Source organism: Micromonospora sp. NPDC049004 (genome assembly GCF_040649315.1).
Classification (GTDB): domain Bacteria; phylum Actinomycetota; class Actinomycetes; order Mycobacteriales; family Micromonosporaceae; genus Micromonospora.
Map to the genome: position 1 here is coordinate 878,452 of NZ_JBEZFG010000001.1, position 22,003 is coordinate 900,454.

At 74.5% G+C, this 22,003-nt stretch carries 12 protein-coding genes; 9 read left to right on the forward strand and 3 right to left on the reverse strand.

Annotation, left to right across the window (positions count from 1 at the left end; genetic code table 11):
• Positions 1 to 2: 2 nt before the first annotated feature.
• From AB0B97_RS03965 to AB0B97_RS04000, 8 genes are read left to right on the forward strand one after another with little or no spacing between them, the layout of a single operon-like run.
• A complete protein-coding gene (locus tag AB0B97_RS03965; RefSeq protein ID WP_357490397.1) occupies positions 3 to 6,443 on the forward strand; it encodes an amino acid adenylation domain-containing protein in 6,441 nt (2,146 codons plus the stop codon).
• Positions 6,440 to 11,467, forward strand: coding sequence for an amino acid adenylation domain-containing protein (locus AB0B97_RS03970; protein ID WP_357490398.1), 5,028 nt, complete (start codon positions 6,440 to 6,442; stop codon positions 11,465 to 11,467). Before AB0B97_RS03965 ends, AB0B97_RS03970 begins: the two co-directional genes overlap by 4 nt.
• A gap of 1 nt (position 11,468) precedes the next feature.
• Positions 11,469 to 12,578: an NAD(P)H-binding protein gene (locus AB0B97_RS03975; protein ID WP_357490400.1), complete on the forward strand. Its 1,110-nt coding sequence runs from the start codon at positions 11,469 to 11,471 to the stop codon at positions 12,576 to 12,578.
• Positions 12,575 to 13,762 carry a Gfo/Idh/MocA family oxidoreductase gene (locus AB0B97_RS03980; protein WP_357490402.1) on the forward strand — a complete coding sequence of 396 codons (1,188 nt, stop codon included), beginning with the start codon at positions 12,575 to 12,577 and terminating at the stop codon, positions 13,760 to 13,762. The genes AB0B97_RS03975 and AB0B97_RS03980 overlap by 4 nt, the downstream gene beginning before the upstream one ends.
• Positions 13,759 to 14,535 (forward strand): alpha/beta fold hydrolase, encoded by a 777-nt coding sequence (locus tag AB0B97_RS03985; protein ID WP_357490404.1) that lies wholly within the window; start codon positions 13,759 to 13,761, stop codon positions 14,533 to 14,535. Before AB0B97_RS03980 ends, AB0B97_RS03985 begins: the two co-directional genes overlap by 4 nt.
• On the forward strand, positions 14,532 to 15,362 hold the full coding sequence (locus tag AB0B97_RS03990) for an FAD binding domain-containing protein (protein ID WP_357490406.1): 831 nt from the start codon (positions 14,532 to 14,534) through the stop codon (positions 15,360 to 15,362). The genes AB0B97_RS03985 and AB0B97_RS03990 overlap by 4 nt, the downstream gene beginning before the upstream one ends.
• Positions 15,359 to 15,862, forward strand: a complete 504-nt coding sequence (locus AB0B97_RS03995) for a (2Fe-2S)-binding protein (protein WP_357490408.1) — start codon at positions 15,359 to 15,361, stop codon at positions 15,860 to 15,862. The genes AB0B97_RS03990 and AB0B97_RS03995 overlap by 4 nt, the downstream gene beginning before the upstream one ends.
• A gap of 28 nt (positions 15,863 to 15,890) precedes the next feature.
• The gene (locus AB0B97_RS04000) at positions 15,891 to 17,582 is read left to right on the forward strand and encodes a carbamoyltransferase C-terminal domain-containing protein (RefSeq protein WP_357490409.1); all 1,692 of its coding nucleotides are present in this window, start codon (positions 15,891 to 15,893) and stop codon (positions 17,580 to 17,582) included.
• Positions 17,583 to 17,716: 134 nt separating this feature from the next.
• On the opposite strand, the gene AB0B97_RS04005 is transcribed toward AB0B97_RS04000, so the two are convergent.
• Positions 17,717 to 18,199 (reverse strand): VOC family protein, encoded by a 483-nt coding sequence (locus tag AB0B97_RS04005; RefSeq protein WP_357490411.1) that lies wholly within the window; start codon positions 18,197 to 18,199, stop codon positions 17,717 to 17,719.
• 11 nt (positions 18,200 to 18,210) lie between these two features.
• Positions 18,211 to 19,293: a methyltransferase gene (locus AB0B97_RS04010; RefSeq protein ID WP_357490413.1), complete on the reverse strand. Its 1,083-nt coding sequence runs from the start codon at positions 19,291 to 19,293 to the stop codon at positions 18,211 to 18,213.
• A 59-nt stretch (positions 19,294 to 19,352) separates the two neighbouring features.
• Between AB0B97_RS04010 and AB0B97_RS04015 the strand changes: the two genes are divergently transcribed.
• On the forward strand, positions 19,353 to 20,750 hold the full coding sequence (locus tag AB0B97_RS04015) for an LLM class flavin-dependent oxidoreductase (protein WP_357490415.1): 1,398 nt from the start codon (positions 19,353 to 19,355) through the stop codon (positions 20,748 to 20,750).
• 60 nt (positions 20,751 to 20,810) lie between these two features.
• Here the strand turns inward: AB0B97_RS04015 and AB0B97_RS04020 are convergent, their stop codons facing one another.
• Entirely contained in the window at positions 20,811 to 21,962 is a 1,152-nt protein-coding gene (locus AB0B97_RS04020; protein ID WP_357490417.1) for an acyl-CoA dehydrogenase family protein, read from the reverse strand.
• Between the last annotated feature and the right edge of the window lie 41 nt (positions 21,963 to 22,003).

Sequence of the window (22,003 nt, forward strand, 5' to 3'; positions counted from 1 at the left end):
ACATGCCAGTGCCGACCACGCTGACCCTCGACGGCATGTGCGACGACGTCGCGTCGCTGCTCGACGAGCCGGTGTCGCCCGACGAGGATCTGCTGGAACGCGGCCTCGACTCGATCGGGCTGATGCGGCTCGCCGCCCGCTGGGCCGGCGCGGGTCTCACCTTCGCCCAGCTCATCGAGCTGCGCACCGTCCGGCAGTGGCACGCGCTGGCCCACCCGGCCTCGCCCACCGACGAACCGGCCGCCGACGCCGCCACCGCCGGCGACGACGACGACGAGGTGACGATCGACCCGGACGAGCCGTTCGCCCTGGCGACCATGCAGCACGCGTACTGGGTCGGGCGGGCCGGGGAGCAGGCCCTCGGCGGTGTGGGGGCGCACTTCTACAACGAGTTCGACGGCCGGCACGTGGACCCGGAGCGGCTGGACCGGGCCGTGAGAGCCCTGGTGCGACGCCACGACATGCTGCGCGCCCGCTTCCTCGACGACGGCCGGCAGCAGATCACCCCGGACGGCGCCTGGCCCGGCCTGACCGTGCACGACCTGCGTGACCTGCCGGCGTACGAGCGGGACCAGCGGCTCGCCGACCTGCGCGCCACCCTCTCGCACCGGACCCTGCGGGTCGACCGGGGCGAGGTGTTCGACATCCAGCTCTGCCTGCTGCCCGACGGGGCGAGCCGGGTGCACGTGGAGATCGAGATGCTGGTCGCCGACGCGCACAGTTTCCGGGTGCTCCTCGGCGACCTCGCCCATCTCTACCGCCGGCCCGACGAACCACTGCCACCCATCGGCTACAGCTATCCCGAGTATTTGGCCACCCACGAGCGGCGTCGGGCCGACGCCCGCGAGGCCGCCGCCGGCTACTGGCGCCAGCGGGTGCCCGACCTGCCCGGCGGGCCCGACCTGCCGGTGGCCGTGGCCCCCGAGCGGGTCAGCGGGCACCGGGTGACCCGCCACCACCACTGGCTCTCCGGCGCCGACCGGGACCGCCTCGCCGCCCGCGCGCGCGAGCACGGCGTCACCCTGTCGATGGTGTTCCTGACGGCCTTCGCCGAGGTCCTGGCCGCCTGGAGCAGCCGGCAACGCTTCCTGCTCAACCTGCCGCTGTACGACCGGACGCCGTACCACCCGGACGTGCCGTCGCTCAGCGGGGACTTCACCAACCTGCTGCTGCTGGAGGTCGACGCCACCGACGAGGTGCCGTTCGTCGACCGCGCCCGCCGCCTCGGCGAGCAGTTCGCCCGGGACGTGGCGCACAGCGCGTACTCCGGAGTGGACGTGCTGCGCGACCTGGCCCGCGCCCGCTCCGAGCAGGCCGTGCTCGCCCCGGTGGTGTTCACCAGCGCGCTCAGCCTCGGCGATCTGTTCGGCACCGACGTGCGGGAGTGCTTCGGCGACCCGGTGTGGACGTCGTCGCAGACCCCGCAGGTGTGGTTGGACAACCAGGTCACCGAGCGTGAGGGGGGCCTGTACCTCAACTGGGACGTGGTGGCGGAGCTGTTCCCGCCGGGTGTGTCGGAGGCGATGTTCGCCGCGTACGTCCGGCTGTTGACCTGCCTGATCGACGGGGACTGGGTCGCGTCACCGGGCGATCTGCTGCCGCCGGAGCAGCGGGCGGTCCGTGATCGGGTGAACGCGACGGCCGCGCCGATCACGCCCGGCCTGCTGCACGACGGGTTCTTTGCCTGCGCGGCCCGCCAGCCGGGTCGGGTGGCGTTGTGCGGTGACGGGGTGGCGGTGTCCTACGGGGACCTGGCCGCTCGGGCGTTGACGCTGGCCGGGGCCCTGTCGCGGGCCGGAGTCGCGCCGGGTGACGCGGTCGGGGTGTGCCTGCCCAAGGGCGTCGACCAGGTCGTCGCGGTGCTCGGCGTGCTCGCCGCCGGTGGCGTGTACGTGCCGGTCGGCGTCGACCAGCCCGCCGCCCGGCGGGGCCGGATCTGGCAGCGCGCCGGCGTCCGGACTGTCGTTGGCGTCGACGGGCTCGACCCGGCCGGTGACGGCGGCCCGCCCCTGGACGGGTGCGTGCCCGGGGACGCGGCGTCGCTGGCGTACGTCATCTTCACCTCCGGCTCGACAGGTGAGCCCAAGGGCGTCGAGGTGCCGCACCGCGCCGCCGGCACCACCATCGAGGCCATCCGCCAGCGGTTCGACATCGGCGCGGACGACCGGGTCCTGGCGGTGTCGGCGCTGGACTTCGACCTGTCGGTGTTCGACATCTTCGCGCTGCTCGGCGTCGGCGGGGCGGTCGTGCTGATCGGCGAGGAGCAGCGACGCGACGCGAACGCGTGGCGTCGGCTCGTCGACACGCACCGGGTCACCGTCTGGCAGTCGGTCCCCGCGCTGCTGGACATGCTGCTGACCGCCGCCGAGGCCGGCGGCGGGCTGAACCACCTCCGGCTCGCCCTGCTCGGCGGTGACTGGGTCGGCCTGGATCTGCGCGACCGCCTGGTGGCGCTGCGCCCGGACGCCCGGCTCGTCGCCCTGGGCGGCACCACCGAGACCGCCATCCACTCGACAGTCTTCGAAGTCGGTGAGGTGCCGGCGCACTGGCGGTCCATCCCGTACGGGGTGCCGCTGCCCAACCAGCGTTGTCGCGTGGTGGACGGGCGGGGGCGGGACTGTCCGGACTGGGTGGTGGGGGAGTTGTGGATCGGTGGGGCCGGGGTGGCGGCCGGCTACCGGGGCGATCCGGAGCGCACGGTGCAGCGGTTCGTGACGCACGACGGGGTGCGCTGGTATCGCACGGGTGACCTGGGGCGATACTGGCCGGACGGGACCCTGGAGTTTCTGGGGCGGGCGGACTTCCAGGTCAAGATCCGGGGCCATCGCATCGAGTTGGGTGAGGTCGAGGCAACGCTGACCGACTGTCCCGGGGTACGCGAGGCCGTGGTGGTGGCCGTGGGCACCAGCATCCGCCGGCTCGCCGCCGCCGTCGTCCCCGAGGCGTCCGACGTGGACCCGGAGACGGTGCGGGCGTTCGTCGTCGACCGGCTGCCCGCGTACATGGTGCCCGAGCACGTCGCCGTGCTCGACGCGCTGCCGTTGAGCGGCAACGGCAAGATCGACCGGCCGGCGGTGGCACGACGGCTCGCCGAGGGCACCGGCCGGTCCACCGCGTTCGAGCCGCCCGTCGGGCCGGTCGAGACGGCGCTGGCCACCCTCTGGGCCGACCTGCTCGGCGTACCTACCGTCGGCCGCGCCGACAGCTTCTTCACCCTCGGCGGGGACAGCCTGCTCGCCACCCGCCTGCTCGGGCGGATGCGCTCGGCCGGCCTGGCCGGCGGACAACTGCGCCGGCTCTTCGCCGAGCCGACGCTCGCCGGGTTCGCCGCCGGCGTACGCCTCGACACGGGCGCCGCCCTGACCGGAACCTTCGTGGCCGACCCGGCGCACCGCCACGAGCCGTTCCCGCCGACCGACGTGCAGCGGGCGTACTGGATGGGCCGCAGCGGCGACTTCGCCCTCGGCGAGGTCGGCTCCCACTGGTACTGGGAGTTCGACGGCGAGAACGTCGACCTCGATCGACTCACCGCGGCCTGGAACCGCCTCGTTCGCCGGCACGAGATGCTGCGGGCCGTCTTCGACGCCGACGGACGTCAACGCGTCCAACCCGAGGTGCCCGACGTGACCATCGAGGTCGGCGAGGGCGAGGCCGCCCTCACCGACCTGCGCGAACGGCTGTCGCACCGGATCGCCGACCCGACCCGCTGGCCGCTGGTGGCCATCGAGGCAGTCCGGTACGGCGAGCGCCGCGTCCGGCTGGCGTTCAGCTTCGACTACATCGTGCTCGACGCGCTCAGCATCGTGACCGTCTTCGCCGAGCTGTCCGCCCTCTACGTCGACCTCGACGCGCCGCTGCGCCCGATCGGCGTGTCGTTCCGCGACTACGTCCTCACCGCCCGGCCCGACGAGGCGACAGTCGAGGCCGACAGGCGCTACTGGTCGGCGCAGGCCGCGCAGCTGCCCCCCGCGCCGCGGTTGCCGCTCGCCGTCGACCCGGACCAGGTGCGCGCCCCCCGCTTCGTCCGCCACGCGGCACGACTCGGCCCCACCGAGTGGACCGCCCTGGTCGACGCCGCCCGCGCCCACGGGGTCAGCCCGGCCGCCGTGCTCGCCACCGCGTACGCCGAGGTGCTCTCGGCCTTCAGCGCGCGGCCGGACCTCACCCTCAACCTGACCCTCTTCGACCGCCGCGAGGTGCACCCCGACATCGACCACGTGCTCGGCGACTTCACCTCGCTGCTGCTCGTCCCGCACCGTCCCGGCGCGGCCGACGACTTCCTGACCGTGGTACGTCGCCTCCAGGAGCGCATGTGGGACGGCATGGAACACAACGCCGTCTCCGCCATCTGGGTGCTGCGGGAGATCGCCCGGCGCACCGGCGCCCCCGCCGCCATGCCCGTCGTCTTCACCAGCGCGCTGGGCATCAGCGACGAGCTCGTCAGCATGGCGCTGCCGTTCGGCGAGCAGATCTGGGGCGCCTCGCAGACCCCGCAGGTGTGGCTGGACAACCAGGTCATGGAACGCGACGGCGGCCTGAGCATCAACTGGGACGTGGTGGCCGAGCTGTTCCCGCCCGACGTGGTGGAGACGATGTTCGCCGCGTACGTCGAGCTGCTGACCACCCTGGCGGCCGGAAACTGGGCGCGGCAGGTGCCGGTCGGGCTCCCCGCCGCGCAGCGGACCGTGCGTGAGCGGGTGAACGCGACCGCCGCGCCGATCACGCCGGGTCTGCTGCACGACGGGTTCTTTGCCTGCGCGGCCCGCCAGCCGGGTCGGGTGGCGTTGTGCGGTGACGGGGTGGCGGTGTCCTACGGGGAGCTGGCCGCTCGGGCGTTGACGCTGGCCGGGGCGCTGACGCGCGCCGGGGTCGCGCCGGGTGACGCGGTGGGGGTGTGCCTGCCCAAGGGCGTCGACCAGGTCGTCGCGGTGCTCGGCGTGCTCGCCGCCGGTGGCGTGTACGTGCCGGTCGGCGTGGACCAGCCGTCGGTGCGCCGGGAGCGGATCCTCACCCGCGCCGACGTGAAGACCGTCGTCGGCGCGGACGGGCTCGACCCGGCCGGCGACGGCGGCCCGGCCCTGGACGGCTGCGTCCCGGTGGAGCCGGCGTCGCTGGCGTACGTCATCTTCACCTCCGGCTCCACCGGCGAGCCCAAGGGCGTCGAGGTGTCCCACGCGGCGGCCGTAAACACCATCGCGGCCGTCAACGACCGGCTGGGCCTCGGCCCGCACGACCGGGTCCTGGCCGTGTCGGCGCTGGACTTCGACCTGTCGGTGTACGACATCTTCGCGCTGCTCGGCGTCGGCGGGGCGGTGGTGCTGATCGGCGAGGAGCAGCGACGCGACGCCCGCGCCTGGCTGCGGCTCGTACGCGAGCACGACGTCACCATCTGGAACACCGTGCCCGCCCTGCTCGACATGCTGCTCACCGCCGCCGGCGACGAACCACTCGGCGCGTTGCGGCACGCTCTGGTCTCCGGCGACTGGGTCGGGCTGGACCTGCGGGACCGGCTGGTCGCCAGCCGACCGGACGCCCGGCTGACCGCCCTCGGCGGCGCCACCGAGGCGGGCATCTGGTCCAACGCGCTCGAGGTGGACGAGGTGCCGGCGCACTGGCGGTCCATCCCGTACGGCTTCCCGCTGCCCAACCAGCGCTATCGGGTCGTGGACGGGCGCGGGCGCGACTGCCCGGACTGGGTGGTGGGGGAGTTGTGGATCGGCGGGGCCGGGGTGGCGGCCGGCTACCGGGGCGATCCGGAGCGCACGGTGCAGCGGTTCGTGACGCACGACGGGGTGCGCTGGTATCGCACGGGTGACCTGGGCCGGTACTGGCCGGACGGGACCCTGGAGTTCCTGGGCCGGGCGGACTTCCAGGTCAAGATCCGGGGCCATCGCATCGAGTTGGGTGAGGTCGAGGCGGCTCTGACCGACTGTCCCGGCGTACGCGAGGCCGTGGTGGTGGCCGTGGGCACCACCACCCGCCGCCTCGCCGCAGCCGTCGTCCCCGAGCCGGGCGTCACCCTCGACCCGGCCGCCACCAGCGCGTTCGTCGTCGACCGGTTGCCCGCGTACATGGTGCCCGAGCACGTCGCCGTGCTCGACGCGCTGCCGTTGAGCGGCAACGGCAAGATCGACCGGCCGGCGGTGGCAACCCTGCTCGCCGGCGGCGACAGCGGACCGGCCGACGAGCCACCCCACGCCGGCCTGGAGAGCGACCTCGGCGCGCTCTGGGCCGAGCTGCTGAACTGTCCCGTTCCCGGCCGCACCCGCAACTTCTTCAGCCTCGGCGGGGACAGCCTGCTCGCCACCCGCCTGCTGGCCGCGCTGCGCGAACGCTACGGCGTCGACCTGCCGATGCGGGGCCTGCTCGACCGACCAACCATCGCGGACCTGGCCACCGCCGTGCAGCACGCCGCCGGCACGTACGAGGAAGGGGCCATATGAACGGGCAGGACCTCATCGCCGAGCTGGCGCAGGTCGGTGTGCAGCTCTGGGAGGAAGACGGCCAGCTCCGCTTCCGGGCCCCCACCGGCGTCCTCACCGACCAGCGCCGCGCCGCGCTCCGCCAGCACAAGGAGCAGGTGCTGGCCGTGCTGCGCGACGCCGCCGCGCCCACCGCAGTGCCGCACCCCGAGCAGCGGTACGAGCCGTTCCCGCTCACCGACGTGCAGAGCGCGTACCTGCTCGGGCGGGGCGACTCGTTCGCCTACGGCGGCGTCGGCTGCCACGGCTACGGCGAGCTGACGTTCACCGACCTGGACGTGGACCGGCTGGAACGCGCCTTGCACGAGGTCGTCGCCCGCCACGACATGCTGCGGGCCGTCGTCAACCGCGACGGCTCCCAGCAGGTACGACCCGACGTGCCGGCGTACCGCATGGAGGTGCGCGACGCCGACGCGGCCGGCCTCGACGACGCGGTGGCCGCCACCCGGGCGGAGCTGGACCACCGCCGGTACGACCCGCAGCAGTGGCCGCTGTTCGCGTTGCGGGTCACCCGCGGCCCGCACCGCAGCGTCCTGCACTTCTCGATCGACTTTCTGATCTGCGACTTCGTCAGCATCAACATCCTGCTCGACGAGCTGGGCCGCCGCTACGCCGGCGACCCGCCCACCGACGAGCTGACCCTGACGTTCCGCGACCACCTGCTGGCCACCGAACCGCTGCGCGGCGGCCCCCGCCACGACGCCGACCGGGACTGGTGGCTGGCCCGGCTCGACGACCTGCCCCCGGCGCCGGAGCTGCCGCTGCGCGGCGACGCCACGGCCGCGCCACCCCGCTTCCGTCGCCTCGACCTGCGGCTCGACCCGACCGAGTGGGCCGGGTTGCGTCAGCGCGCCGGGCAGCACGGCATCAGCCCGTCGGGCGCGGTGCTCGCCGCGTACGTCGAGGTGATCGCCGCGTGGAGCGTGCACCCGCGCTTCACCGTCGACGTCACCCTGCTCAACCGGACGCCGACGCACCCGCAGGTGGACCGGATCGTCGGCGACTTCACCTCCGTCAGCCTGCTCGCCGTGGAGCAGAGCCCGGACGCGCCGGTGCAGGAGCGAGCCAAGCGCATCCAGGCGCAGCTCTGGTCCGACCTGGACCACCGCCGGTTCTCCGGCGTCGACGTCGTCCGCGAACTGGCCCGCCGTCGGGGCGCCGACGCCGCGCTGATGCCCATCGTCTTCACCAGCGCCATCGGGCTCGGCGGCGACACCGGCGTGGAGGGCTTCGGCGAGCTGGGCTACGGCATCAGCCAGACCCCGCAGGTCTGGATCGACTGCCAGAACATCGAACGCTCCGGCGGGCTGGCCACCAACTGGGACGTCCGCGAGGGCGTCTTCCCCGACGGGTTGGCCGACGAGATGTTCGCCGCGTACACCGCGTTGCTGCGCCGGCTGGCGGCCACCGACGAGGCGTGGGAGGAGCTGGCCCCGGTGGCGCTGCCCGAGGCGAGCGCCCGCCGCCGCGCCGAGGTCAACGACACCGCCGCGCAGCTGCCCGACGGGCTGCTGCACGAGGGGGTGCTCGCCCAGGCGCTGCGAACCCCGGACCGGGTGGCCGTGGTGGCCGCCGACGGCACCCTCACCTACCGGCAGCTCACCGGCCGTGCCACAGCGGTGGCCGCGCGGCTGACCGAGACCGGCTGCCGGCCCGGGGACCTGGTCGCGGTGGTCGCCGACAAGGGCTGGCGGCAGGTGGTAGCGGTGTTTGGCGCGCTGCTGGCCGGTGCGGCGTACGTGCCCGTCGACACGAACCAGCCGCCCGTGCGCCGCGACCTGATCCTCGACGGCGCGGGCATCCGGCACGTCCTCACCGAGGCCGACCGGGTGGACGGCAACTGGCCCAAGGCGGTCACGCCGATCGCGGTGGACGACCTGGACGGGCCCGCGCCGACGGCCCTGCCGGCCCGCACGGTCGGCCCGGACGAACGCGCGTACGTCATCCACACCTCCGGCTCGACCGGCACCCCGAAGGGCGTGGTGATCACCCACCGGGCGGCCCTGAACACCGTGGCGGACATCAACACCCGGTTCGAGGTGACGCCGGACGACCGGGTCCTGGGCCTGGCCAGTCTGGGCTTCGACCTGTCGGTCTACGACCTGTTCGGCCCGCCGGCGGTCGGCGCGGCGCTGGTGCTGCCCGCACCGCAGCGCCGGGGCGACCCGACCCACTGGGCCGAGCTGGTGGCCGAGAACGAGGTCACCATCTGGAACTCGGTGCCGGCGCAGATGCAGATGCTCGCCGACTATCTCGCCGCCGCGCCGATGGTCCGGGTCCCCTCGTTGCGGCTGGCCCTGCTCAGCGGCGACTGGATCCCGGTCACCCTGCCGGACCAGATCCGCGAGCTCGTCCCCGGTCTGGCGGTGGTCAGCCTCGGCGGCGCGACCGAGGCCGCCATCTGGTCGATCATCCACCCGATCGGGCGGGTCGACCCCTCCTGGCGCAGCATCCCGTACGGGGTGCCGCTGACCAACCAGACCTGGCACGTCCGCGACGCCGCGCTGCGGCCTCGCCCGGACTGGGTCGCCGGGGAGCTGTACATCGGCGGGGCTGGGCTGGCGCTGGGCTACCTCGGCGACGAGGCGCGCACCGCCGAGCGGTTCGTCACCGACCCGTCCAGCGGCGAGCGGTTGTACCGCACCGGCGACCTGGGCCGCTACCTGCCCGACGGCACGATCGAGTTCCTCGGCCGGGAGGACTTCCAGGTCAAGATCCGCGGTCACCGGATCGAGCTGGCCGAGGTCGAGTCGGCGCTTCTGGCGCACCCGGGCGTGGGCGGGGCGATCGCCGTGGTCGACGGCGACCGTCCACTGGAGAGACGACTGGCCGCCGTCGTACGGCCCGCCGCCGTCGAGCCCGGCCCCGGGCAGCCGGTCGACCCGGCCGGGCCCATCGCGGCCGGGTCCGCGCTCGTCGCCGGCACCGACCTGGGCGCGTACGCGGCGTACCTGCACGAGCTGGACCAGCTCGGCCTCGCCGCCATGCTGGACACCCTGCGCGCCGCAGGTCTCGCGCTCGACGACCGCCCGCACCGCCTGGACGAGATGTACGCCGCCACCCGCGTCGCACCCCGGCACCGCCGGCTGCTGCGCCGCTGGCTGCGGGCACTCACCGACAGCGGGGTGCTGCGCCACGACGACGACGGCTACCGGCTTATCGGCGGGCCACCGCCGGCCGCACGGGCCTGGGACGCGGTGGCCGAGCGGGCGGCGGCGGTCGGGGAGTCCCCCGAGCTGGTCCGCTACTTCCAGGCCAGCGCCGCGGCGCTGCCGGCGCTGCTGCGCGGCGACGAGGACCCCCTCGCGCTGCTCTTTCCCGGTGGTGAGCTGGAGGTGTCGGACAACCTCTACGCCGACGCCCTGTTCAACAGGTGGGCCAACGCGGTCGCGGCGGCGACCGTCCGGTCACTGGCCGAGCGGCTGGACGGGCCGGTGCGGGTCGTCGAGGTCGGCGCCGGGTCCGGCGGTACGACCGCGGCCGTGCTCGACGCACTGGACGGTCTCGACGTCGACTACCTCTACACCGACCTGTCGGCGTTCTTCCTCGGCGCCGGCCGGCAACGCTTCGCCGACCGGCCGGGGCTGCGTTTCGCACAGCTCGACCTCGACGCCGACCTGGCCGGGCAGGGGATGGCGCCGAACAGCGCCGACATCGTGATCGCCGGCGACGTCCTGCACGCCACCCGGGACGTGCCGGCCACCCTCGCGCGGCTGCGCGGGCTGCTCGCCCCCGGCGGGCACCTGGTGCTGCTGGAGATGACCCGGGAGCACTACCAGATCATGACGTCGCTGGAGCTGCTGGTGCGGCTCGACGACGACCTGGGCGACTTCGCCGACCTGCGCCACGGCACCGACCGCACGTTCCTCACCGGCGACGAGTGGCGTGATCTGCTCGCCGCCGCCGGGGCGTCGCCCGTACTCGACCTGCCGCCGGCCGCCGACCCGATGGCCGGGCTGGGCATGCGGATCATCGCCGCGCGGGTGAAGGCCGACCGGCGGCGGGTGGTGCCCGACGAACTGCGGGAGCACCTTGCCGACCGGCTGCCCGACTACATGATCCCGAGCGTGGTGCAGGTGGTCGACGAGCTGCCCCGCACGGCCAACGGCAAGCTGGACCGGGCGGCCGTACGCGCACTGGTGACGGCCACGACGGCCGGTCCCGAGGCGACCGCCACCGCCCCGCTCACCGAGGTGGAGGAGCAGATCGCGGCCGTCTGGGCCGACGTGCTGCGGGTGGAACGGGTCGGGCGGGACGCGGACTTCTTCGCCCTCGGCGGTGACTCCCTGCTCGCCGCGAAACTCGCCGGTCAGCTCGCCGAACGGGTGCCGGCCGCCGCCGACGTGTTCTTCGACGAGCTGCTGCGCCGGATCCTGGAGCACCCGACCGTCGCGGACCTGGCCGATCACCTGGCCGCCGTCGGCGGCGTCCGACCCGACGAGGAGCCGGCCGTCAGCGACACCGGCGAGGTGGTGACGCTGGCCGGTGCGGGCCCGGCGCGCTACGTGCTGGTGCACGACGGCAGCGGCAGCCTCGACTCCTACGCCGGGCTGGCCGAGCGGTTGGCCACCGGCGGGACCGTGTGCGGGATCGTCGACGGTGGCCTGCACCGATACGCGGGTCTCGACCCGGCGCCGCTTGTGCAACGCCTCGCCGCCGACTACGCGACCGCGCTGGCCGAGCACGTGTCGACCGGGGAGCTGACGCTTGTGGGCCGGGGTGCGGCAGGGGTGCTGGCGTTGGAGCTGGCCCGGCAGCTCACCGAGTCCGGGGTGGACGTCGCCACCCTGGTGATCGCCGACCCGGTCGACGGCGACGGCTACGGCAGCTCCCCGTACGCGGGTGACGTCACGGTGCTGTGCGCGGCGGAGCCGGACCCGACGAGCGTCGACTGGTGGCGCGACGTGTGCCTGGGGGAGTTGACCGTGCGACGGGTGCCGGACGATCCGGGCGAGTGGGCCGGCCCGATCGCCGGGGACGGCTGACGTGGCCGCGACGATCGCCCTGGTGGGCGCCACCGGCGGGGTGGGCCGGCACGCCCTGGCCCACCTCCTGGCCTGGGGCGTGGACGTCGTCCGCGCCGGCGCCCGCGACCCGGGCCGGCTCGACGGCGACAACCCGCGCGTCCAGGTGCGGGCGGTGGACGTCACCGACCCGGCGAGCCTGGACGCGTTCTGCGCCGGCTGCCACACGGTCGTCAACTGCGCCGGACCGGCGGCCTCGATCGGCGACGCGGTGGCCCGCGCGGCGGCCCGCTGCGGCGCCGGCTACGTCGACGCGGCCGGCGACGACCCGCTGCACGCGGCCGTGTCCGCCCTGCCCGGGGCCGCCGACCGGGTCGCGCTGCTCTCCGCCGGCCTGATGCCCGGCCTGTCCGGGCTGCTCCCCGCCCACCTGGCCGCGCTGACGCCGGGGGCGCGGCGGATGACCGGGTACGTCGGGGGTCGCGACGGGTTCACGCCCGGCGCCGCCCTGGACTTCCTCGCCGCCGGCACCGTCGAGTACGGCGAGCCGTCGGCCGCGTGGCGCGACGGTGCGCGACGCAGCCGCGCCCTCGCCGCCCGGGCGGATGTGCCGGTGCCGTTCTTCGACGAGCCGGTGCTGGTGCAGCCGTACCTGAGCACCGAGACCGAGCGGGTCGCCCGCCGGCTCGGCCTCACCGACGTCGACTGGTGGTCGGCGTTCGCCGGCAGTCGGCTGCCGGCGGCGCTCGCCGCGGGCGCCCGCCGGGCGCGTGACGGCGCGTCGGCGGCGCAGCTCGCCGACGCGGCCGCCGAGCTGTGCCGGGCGGCCGAGCTGGACACCTTCGGTCGGCCCCGCTACCAGGTGCTGGTCGTCGAGCTGGCCGGCCCGGCGGGCGCGCGCGTGCTGGCCTGCCGGGGGACCGGCGCGAACGCGCTCACCGGCGCGGCGGTCGCCCTCGGCGCCCTGGCGGTCGCCGCCGGTGACGTGCCACCGGGCGTGCACCACCTGGCTGAGGCGGTGGACCCGGCGTGGGCGGTGGACGTGCTGCGCACGAGTCCGGCGGTCACGTCGCTGCGCGTCGAGGACGGCCCGCTGGGGTCGTACGACCTGATCGAGGAGGGGGTGGCGTGAAACCGAGAGTGCTGGTCGCCGGCACCAAGTTCGGCCAGGTGTACCTGCAGGCGTTCCGGCAGCCGGACTTCCCGTTCGAGCTGGCCGGGATCCTCGCCGGGGGCAGCGCCCGGTCGGTGGCCTGCGCGCGGCACTACGGGGTGCCGCTGTGGACCGACGTCGCCCAGGTGCCCGAGGACGTGACGCTGGCCTGCGTGGTCATCCGTGGTGGCCTGCTGGGCGGGCCGGGCGGCGAGGTGGCCCGGGCGCTGATGCAGCGGGGCCTGCACGTGTTGCAGGAGCATCCGTTGCACCACGACGAGCTTGTCGAATGCCTGCGCACCGCCGGCCGGGCCGGGGTCGTCTACCACCTGAACTCGTTCTACGTGCACACCGCGCCGGTGCGCCGGTTCCTCGCCGCCGCCCGGGCGTTGCTGGCCCGCCAGCCGGCCCGGTACGTCGACGCGGCCTGCGGCTTCCAGGTCGCGTACGCGCTGCTGGACATCCTCGGTCAGGCCCTCGGCGGCGTCCGACCGTGGGGCCTGGGCCCGGCGGTCGACCTGCCCGAGCAGGTACGCCGGCTGTCCCGGGTGGACGTGCCGTTCCGCAGCCTCGACGGGGTGCTCGCCGGTGTGCCGCTGACCCTGCGGGTGCAGAACCAGATGGACCCGGCGGACCCGGACAACTACGCGCACCTGCTGCACCGGGTGACCATCGGCACCGAGGCCGGCAACCTGACCCTGGTCGGCACGCACGGGCCCACGGTGTGGAGCCCTCGGCCGGACTTCCCGCAGCAGGTGCAGGACCGGGGGGTGGGCCGGCCGCACTTCGCCGACGGCGACGGCGACGGCGACGAACCGGACCACCTGGACGTGCCGAGCGCGCAGCCGCTGGCCGACGCGGTGGCGCCCAGCTACCGCCGCGTGTTCGAGGAGGTCTGGCCGGCCGGCGTCCGGTACGCGTTGGGCAACCTGCACGCCGCGGCGCTGGGCGGGAGGAAGCTGGGCCGCCACGGCCAGTACCACCTGAGCCTGTGCCAGCTGTGGCAGGACGTCACGGCCCGGCTGGGGCCACCCGAGCTGGTGCACTCCGTACCGCCGAAGATGTTCGTGGCGTCCGACGTGGCCGAGCTGGCCGACGCGGCGGCCGGGGCGGTCGACCCGCCGGTCGGCGCGGCGCCGCAGCGGATCGGCGCGCGCCCGTGACCCCCGTCGCGCGGACGTGGCTGCGCTGCTTCCGGCCGCTGCGCTGGCCCGGGCTGCGCCTGGTCTGCTTCCCGCACGCCGGCGGCAACGCCGCGTTCTACAGGTCCTGGTCGGCGCAGGTGCCCGACGACGTCGAGGTGCACGGCGTGCAGTACCCGGGCCGGATGGACCGGTCGGGCGAGCCGTTCGCGGCCGACCTGCCGAGCCTGGCCGACGGTGTCGCGCAGGCGGTCCGGGCCCTGCCGGCGGACGCGCCGGTGGTCCTGTTCGGGCACAGCCTCGGCGCGTCGGTGGCGTACGAGACGGCCCGCCGGTTGGAGGGGCCCGGCAGCGTGCTGCGGGCGCTTGTCGTGTCCGGTCGCCCCGGGCCGGGTCGGCTGCGCGCCACGAGCGTGCACCTCGCCGACGACGACACGCTGTGGGCGGAGACCGGCCGCCTCGGCGGCACCGGCCGCGAGGCTCTCGACCACGAGGGGGTACGCGCCATCGCGCTGCCGGTGCTGCGCGCCGACTACCGGATCGCCGAGACGTACCGCCCGCAGCCACCCGTGCCGCTGCGCGCGCCGGTGCTGGCCTGCGTCGGCACGGACGACCCCGAGGTCACCGCCGACGAGGCCGGCGACTGGGCGGCGCGCACCCGGGGCGGGTTCACCCTGCACACCTTCCCCGGCGGGCACTTCTACCTGCTGGCACGCCGCAACCAGCTCATCGACACCATCCTGCGCGCCACGCACCGCAGCCCGGTGCCCACCTGGTCGGCGGCCGGCCCGTGATCCCGGCGAGCGTGCACTACCACCGCGCCCGGGACCTCGCCGAGGCGCTGGAGCTGCGCCAGGCGTACGGCGACCAGCTGCGGCCACTGGCCGGCGGGCAGTCGCTGCTGCCGGCGCTCAAGCTGCGCCGCGACCGCGTCGACACCCTGCTGGACCTTGGCCGGGTCACCGAGCTGTCGTACGTGGCGTACCGCGACGACCACCTGGCCGTCGGCGCGCTGACCCGCTATCACCGGCTGCTGGACGACCCGCTGGTCGACAGGCACGCCCCGCTGCTGGCGGTGGCGGCCGCGGCGGTCGGTGACCCGCAGGTGCGACACCTGGGCACCGTGGGTGGGGCGCTCGCGCAGGCCGACCCGGCCGCGGACGTGCCGCTGGCCCTGGTCGCGCTGGACGCCGTGGTGGTGCTGCGCAGCGCGACGGGCGTACGGCAGGTGCCCGTCGCCGAGCTGGCCGTCGCGCCGGGTGTGACGGTCTGTCGGCCCGACGAACTCGTCACCGAGGTCCGGGTGCCGCTGCCCGGCCCGGCGCGGTGGCGCTACCTGACGTTCGCCCGGCCGGCGTTGGAGTGGTCGCTGGTGGCCGTCGCCGTCGCCGACTCCCGGGTGGCGCTGGCCGGGATGGGTCCGACCATCCGGCGCGCGTACGGGGTCGAGTCGGCCCTCGCGCAGGGCGCCGGTGTCGCGGTTGCGGCGGCGCGGGCCGACGAGGGGTGCGACCCGCCCGACGACGCGCGGGCCGCGGTCGCGTACCGGCGGCACCTCAGCCGGGTGCTGGTGGCCCGTGCCCTGACCGATCCCGGCACCACGGTGGAGGAACCACGATGAGCATCGACGCCCGGCCCGGCACGACTACCGTCGCCGTCAGCGCCACCGTCAACGGGCGCCCGGAGAGCCGCCGGGTGCCGGCGCGCACCCTGCTGGTGCACCTGCTGCGCGAGGAGTTGGGGCTGACCGCCGCGACGGTGGGCTGCGACACCTCCTCCTGCGGCGCCTGCACCGTGCTGTTCGACGGACGGTCGGTCAAGTCGTGCACCCTGCTGGCCGCGCAGGCCGACGGCGCCGACATCCGTACCGCCGAGGGGCTCGCCGACGGCGACCGGCTGCACCCGGTGCAGGAGGCGTTCCGGGAGCACCACGCCCTGCAGTGCGGCTTCTGCACCCCGGGGATGGTCCTCGCGGTGGTGAGCCTGCTTGCGGAGAACCCGGGGCCGCTCACCGAGCACGACGTGCGGCACGCCCTCAAGGGCAACCTGTGCCGCTGCACCGGCTACCACAACATCGTCCGTGCCGTGCTCGCCCTCGACGGGGCCCGACAGGCCGGCTGACCGCCAGAGATCGGAAGGGAGGCCGACCATGTCGGCGCGTTACGTACTCGGGGTGAACATCGGCTTCCACGACTCCAGCGCCGCGCTGGTCCGCGACGGCGCGCTCTGCGCTCTGGTCGAGCAGGAGCGGGTCAGCCGCCGCAAGCACGCGGTGGGCCAGCCGCCCGCCGAGGCGATCGCCGCGTGCCTGGCGATGGCGGGTATCAGCCCGCAGGAGGTGGACACCGTCGCCATCGGCTGGGACTTCCGGGACATCCCGCTGGGCCGCAACCGCCGGTTCACCACCGAGGGGCTGCGGGCCATGCTCTTTCCCGACGACGACGACCTGACCATGCCGGCGGTCCGCTGGGTGCCGCACCACGTCGCGCACGCGGCCAGCGCGGCGTACAGCTGCGACTGCGACGAGGCGGCGGTCCTGGTCCTCGACGGCGCCGGCGAGACGCAGTCGACCTCGATCGGCAGGTACGCCGACGGCGAGATCGAGATCCTGCGCGAGTGGCCCGTGGAGCAGTCGCTGGGCTTCTACTACAACGCCGCCGCCGAGTGGGCCGGGCTGGGCTACTGGGGCACCGGCAAGCTGATGGGCCTCGCCGCCTACGGCAGGCCCGGTCCCGGTGCGCCGGTGCGTGGAGTTCCCGGCGGGTACGAGCTGGTCCGCGGCACGCCCACCGCCGAGGTCCCCACCCGACGCGCCGCGACGCTCGGCCCGCTGATGGCCTACTACCCGGCCGTCGCCGAGTCACTCAAACCCGAGTTCGGCAAGCTGTTCCCGTACGCGCCGCGCACCGGCGAGGAACCCATCGCGTACGCGGACTTCGCCGCGACGATCCAGCAGGGGCTGGAGGAGACGGTGCTGTCCCTGGCCGCGGATCTGCGTCGACGGGTCGACACGCCGGTCCTGGCGCTCGCCGGTGGGGTGGCGATGAACTGCACGATGATCGGCGTGCTGGTGCGCAGTGGACTCTTCGACCGGGTCTACGTCCCGCCGGTGCCCACCGACGCGGGGGTGTCCCTGGGGGCGGCGCTTGTCGCGGCGCGGGAGTGCGGGGAGTTCACGCCCACCCGCCTCGACCACGCGTACTGGGGTCAGCCGATCACCACCGAGGCCGGCGAGGCGGCCGCCGCGCGCGCCGGCATGGCCCACCGTCGCCTCGGCGACGACGACCTGGCCCGCTGCGTCGCCGGGGAACTCGCCCGGGGCCGGATCGTGGGCTGGGCGCGCGGCCGGGGTGAGATCGGGCAGCGGGCGCTGGGCGCGCGCAGCCTGCTGGCCGATCCGCGAGCCCGGCGCAACCTGGAACGGCTCAACGTGCTCAAGGGCCGGGAGATGTGGCGTCCGGTGGCGCCCAGCATCCTCGCCGAGCACATCTCGGAGCTGATCGAGGGGCCGGTCGGGGAACCGTCGAGGTTCATGCTGGCCGCCGCGTCGCTGCGCCCGGACGCCCGGCTGCGGGTTCCGGCGGTGGCCCACGTGGACGGCTCCGCCCGCCCGCAGACCGTGCACCGCGACACCAACCCCGGCTACTGGGCGCTGATCGAGCAGTTCCGGCAGCTCACCGGCGTACCCGCGGTGGTCAACACGTCGTTCAACCTGGCCGGTGACCCGATCGTGAACTCGGCAGCCGACGCGGTCGACACGTTCGTCCGGGCCAAGGAGATCGACCTGCTGGTGCTCGGCGACGCGGTGGTGGCCCGCAGCGAGGCAGACCTGCCGGCGTGACGTGCGTGGGGCCGCCCGACCGGGCGGCCCCACGCCCTCCACCCCCACGCGATCTTGCAGTTTCTGTCGCGGATATGCGCGGAATACCCCGGATGTCGGGGCAGAAAGTGCAAGATCGCGGGGTGGAGGCAGGGTCAGGCGCGGGTCGTTCGGCGGTCGCGCCGCCACACCTGGCGGAGCCGGTCGACGAAGAAGTCCCGGTTCACCCAGTAGAACTCCAGCCAGATGTTGTCCGGGTCGCGCAGCCAGATCTGCGATCCCGCCTCGTGCTTGGAGGTGGTGATGCCGGAGTGCGCGACGCCGACGGCGTTCAGGTGGGTCACCCACTCGTCCAGGTCGGCGCGCTCGGGCACGTGGTAGGCCAGGTGATGCAGCCCGGGCCGCCGCTCGTCGAAGCGGTCGGCGTCGACGTCACCCTCGGCCTGGCCCTCGACGCAGCCCAGCACCACCGACGCGAACGACGCGGTGTGCAGCAGGGTGCGGAAGCGGAAGCCGGACTCGGGTGGCGTGACGTCGTTGACCACCACCATCTCGAACACCGAGCAGTAGAACGCGGTGCTGCGTTCCAGGTCGACGACTGTGAGGTTGATGTGGTTGCGGCCGTCCAGGCGTGGCATCGCCGGTCCCCTCAGGCCGTCCGGCCGGCCGTCGCGACGGCCGGTCTGCCGGTGCCCCGGTCTCCGTCGGGCGCGGGCACCGCAGGCACGGCCTCCAGGACCGACATCGACGAGGTCGGCGTGATCCGCGACAGCCGGAACCCGGCGTCGTCGAGCAGCGCGCGGAACTCCGGCTCGGTACGGGTCCGCCCGCCGAACAGCGCGAGCGCCTTGACGTCCATCACCTTGCCGGTGTCGTCGTGGTTGCCGTAGCGGCTCACCGACTCGACGATGACCAGCCGGCTGTCGGGCCGGGCGGCGGCGCGGACGTTGCGCAGGATCGCGGCAGCCTGCTCGTCCGGCCAGTCGTGAATGATCGTCTTGAGCAGGTACACGTCGGCGCCCTCGGGCAGCGGGTCGAAGAAGCTGCCGCCGCGGACCTCGCACCGGTCGGCGACACCCGCGCGGGCCAGCACGGCCGGCGCCTCGGTCACCACGTGCGGCAGGTCGAGCAGGATGGCGCGCAGCTCCCGGTGGCGGGCGAGCAGGCCGGCGACGAAGGTGCCGTGCCCGCTGCCCACGTCCACAAGCGTCCGGGCCGTGCCCAGATCCAGCGCCGGCGCCACGGTGCGCAGCACGAACGGGTTGACGCTCTCGGCCGACCGCTCGAACCGGACGCACTCGTAGGGGTGGTCGGCGAAGTGGTCGTAGTAGCGCGTGCCGCCGTGCACGTGCCCGAACGCGGTCTCGCCGGTGCGCAGGCTGTGCGTCAGCCGCGCCCACGAGTAGATGTCCGGCGGCATGAGGGGGAAGCACTCGCGTACCGAGAAGGGGTGGTCGCTGCGCAGCGGCTCGGCCAGTGGGGTGAGCCCGAAGACCTCGGGCGTGACCTCGGTGAAGATGCCCCGGCCGGCGAGCGCGCGCAGGCCACGGGTCAACGCGCCGGGGTCGGCGCCGACGCGCCGGGCCAGCACGTCGACAGGCAACGGACCCTCGATGAGCTGGTCGGCGACCGCGAGGTCACACATGACCCGGATGGTGAACGGAACGATGTAGTCGGCCAGTTCGGTGAGGCGGGTGACCGACGCGAGGTCGATGCGAGGCGTCACGGGCATGTTCGTACGGTATCCGGTCGAGCGTTGCGATACCAGATAGCATACGAGACACTTGATACGTGCATCTGAACCTGTTCACCCAGTGCTCGCCGTCACCGCAGTTCAAGGGGTTCTGGCGGCACCCCGCCGACCGCAGCGCCACCGGCTACCGCGATCTCGGCTACTGGGTCGAGCTGGGTCGCCGGCTGGAGGCCGCCTGCCTGGACGCGCTCTTCTTCGCCGACGTGCACGGCACCTACGACGTCTACCAGGGCTCCTGGAAGGCCGCCGTGCGGCACGCGGTGCAGATCCCGTCGATCGACCCGCTGCTGGTGCTGCCGGCGATCGCGGCCACCACCTCCCGGCTGGGCCTCGCCGTCACCTACTCGACGACGTACCACGCCCCGTACGAGTGCGCCCGGGTGTTCAGCTCGCTGGACCACCTCACCGGCGGGCGGGTGGCCTGGAACATCGTCACCTCGTATCTGCGGTCCGCGTCCGCGAACGGGCTCGGCTCGTACCTGGACCACGACGAGCGCTACGACCGGGCCGACGAGTACGTCGAGGTGGCCCGGCGGCTGTGGGAGGAGAGCTGGGACGACGACGCGGTCCGGCGCGACGTCGCGGCGAACGTCTTCACCGACCCGGACCGGGTGCGCGAGATCGGCCACGAGGGACGCTGGTTCTCCGTGCGGGGCCCGCACCAGTGCGAGCCGTCGCCGCAGCGCACCCCGGTGCTCTACCAGGCCGGGGCGTCCGGGCGGGGCATGACGTTCGCGGCGCGGCACGCCGAGGTGGTCTTCCTGACCATGGCGGACCCGGCCAGCGGAGCCTCGCAGGTGGCCCGGCTGCGCGCCGAGGTGGCCGCACACGGCCGTGACCCGCGCTCGGTCAAGGCGTTGCAGGGCAGCATGGTGATGGTCGCGCCGACCCGGGCGGAGGCCCGCCGGCGGGCCGAGGAGTACGTGGCGCTGTGGAGTGGCGAGGGCCAGCTCGCCAAGTGGTGTGGCTGGATGGACGTGGACCTCGCGGCGTACCCGGACGAGACGCCGGTGGCGGAGATCGCCGGGCAGGGCAGCCAGAGCTTCGTGGGTTTCCTGCGCCGGCTCGGGCCCGAGCGCACCTGGACCGTCGGCGACGTGCGCTACCTGGTGGCGACCGCCCGCCGGCCCCGCACCGGGGCGCCGGTGACCCTCTTCGGCACCGTCGAGCAGGTCGCCGACCGGATGGAGGAGTGGTGCGCGGTGGCCGACGTGGACGGTTTCAACCTGATCCCGTGCCCGACGACCCAGGGCATCGACGACATCTGCGACCTGCTGGTGCCGGAGTTGCAGCGCCGTGGACTGTTCCGCACCGCGTACGACCCGGCGGAGCGGACGCTGCGGGAGCGCTACTTCGGCGCGGGCGCCTCCGTGCCGGCCCGGGTGCCGGCCCGGGACACGCAGGCGCCGGCCGAACCCGCGCCGGCGCGCGGCTGACCCGCCGAGTTCACGGCCAGTTCGGAGCCCGCGGAATGCGCTGTCGCCGCTGTCGCGCCGTCAGAACATCGTGGTGTCGACGTCCGCGCCGGCCAGCAGCGCGCCGACCGTGGCGTAGCTGTCGCGGCTGTTGACGAAGTGCTGCGTAGCGGTGTTGATGTCGCGCAGCCGCCGTTGCAGCGGCGACGAGTCGAACACCGTCGACGCCCCGGCCAGCGCGTACGCCGTCTGCACGGCCTGGAGCGCGGTGGCCGTGACCTGCGTCGCGGTGGCCCGCAGGCAGGCGCGGTCCAGTGCGCTGAGCACCTCGCCGCGCCGCGCGGTCTCCCAGGCCCCGGCCGCCTCGCGGTGCAGCAGCGCCCGGGCCGCGCGCAGGGCCACGTGGGCCTCGCCCAGCCGGTCGTGGAACACCGGGGAGTCCGCCAGCGAGCGGGTGCTGAACGTCCGGCGGCGGCCGGCGGCGGCGTGTGCCGCCGCGTCGTGCACGGCCCCCTGGGCGATGCCGAGGTCGACGGCGGCGATGAGCAGCCCGGCCTGGGCGATGCGAAAGACCGTGCGGCGCACGTCGTCGCCGTCGCCGACCAGACTGAAGCCGCGGTGCTCGGGGCAGATCCGGCCGGCCGCCCGTACGTCCTGGCTGGCGGTGCCGCGCAGGCCCAGCACCTGCCAGGTGTCGACCTGCTCCAACTCGGCGGCGGGGAAGAGCACCATCCGGGTCAGCGGAGCCCCGTTGGGCAGGGTGCGGGGGGTCCGGCCGTCGAGCACGATGCAGTTCAGGTAGATCCAGCTGGCCTGGGGGCTGCCGGTCACGAACGGCCACTGGCCGTTGACCCGCCAGCCGCCCGCGCCATCCGGGGCGGCCCGGCCCTTCGGCGCGACCGCGCCGGCGCCCAGCACGTCCGGGCCGTGCGCGTAGATCTCGTCGCGGGCGGCCTCGGGAAAGCAGGCGAACAGCAGGTGGGCCAGGCCGACCTGGCCGATCAGCCAGCCGGTGGAGGCGTCCGCAGTGGAGAGCTGCTCGATGACGCGCAGCGCCTCACCCAGCGGCAGGTCCGCGCCACCGTACGCGGCAGGCACCAGCATCCGCAGGCAGCCCACGGCGCTCAGCTCGGCGAGAACGTCCTCGGGGACCCGGCCCGCCCGGTCAATCTCGGCCGCCCGCTCGGCGAGCGCGGGGAGCAGTCCGTCGACGCGGGGAAGCGTACTGGTCACGGTTGGACTCTATCGCCTTCCTCGTATCTTGTTTAGCCTTG

Excerpts from the sequence above, each read along its gene's own strand:
- AB0B97_RS03965 (WP_357490397.1), top strand. The coding sequence starts at position 3 with ATGCCAGTGCCGACCACGCTGACCCTCGACGGCATGTGCGACGACGTC.
- AB0B97_RS03970 (WP_357490398.1), top strand. The coding sequence starts at position 6,440 with ATGAACGGGCAGGACCTCATCGCCGAGCTGGCGCAGGTCGGTGTGCAG.
- AB0B97_RS03995 (WP_357490408.1), top strand. The coding sequence starts at position 15,359 with ATGAGCATCGACGCCCGGCCCGGCACGACTACCGTCGCCGTCAGCGCC.
- AB0B97_RS04000 (WP_357490409.1), top strand. The coding sequence starts at position 15,891 with ATGTCGGCGCGTTACGTACTCGGGGTGAACATCGGCTTCCACGACTCC.
- AB0B97_RS04005 (WP_357490411.1), bottom strand. The coding sequence starts at position 18,199 with ATGCCACGCCTGGACGGCCGCAACCACATCAACCTCACAGTCGTCGAC.
- AB0B97_RS04010 (WP_357490413.1), bottom strand. The coding sequence starts at position 19,293 with ATGCCCGTGACGCCTCGCATCGACCTCGCGTCGGTCACCCGCCTCACC.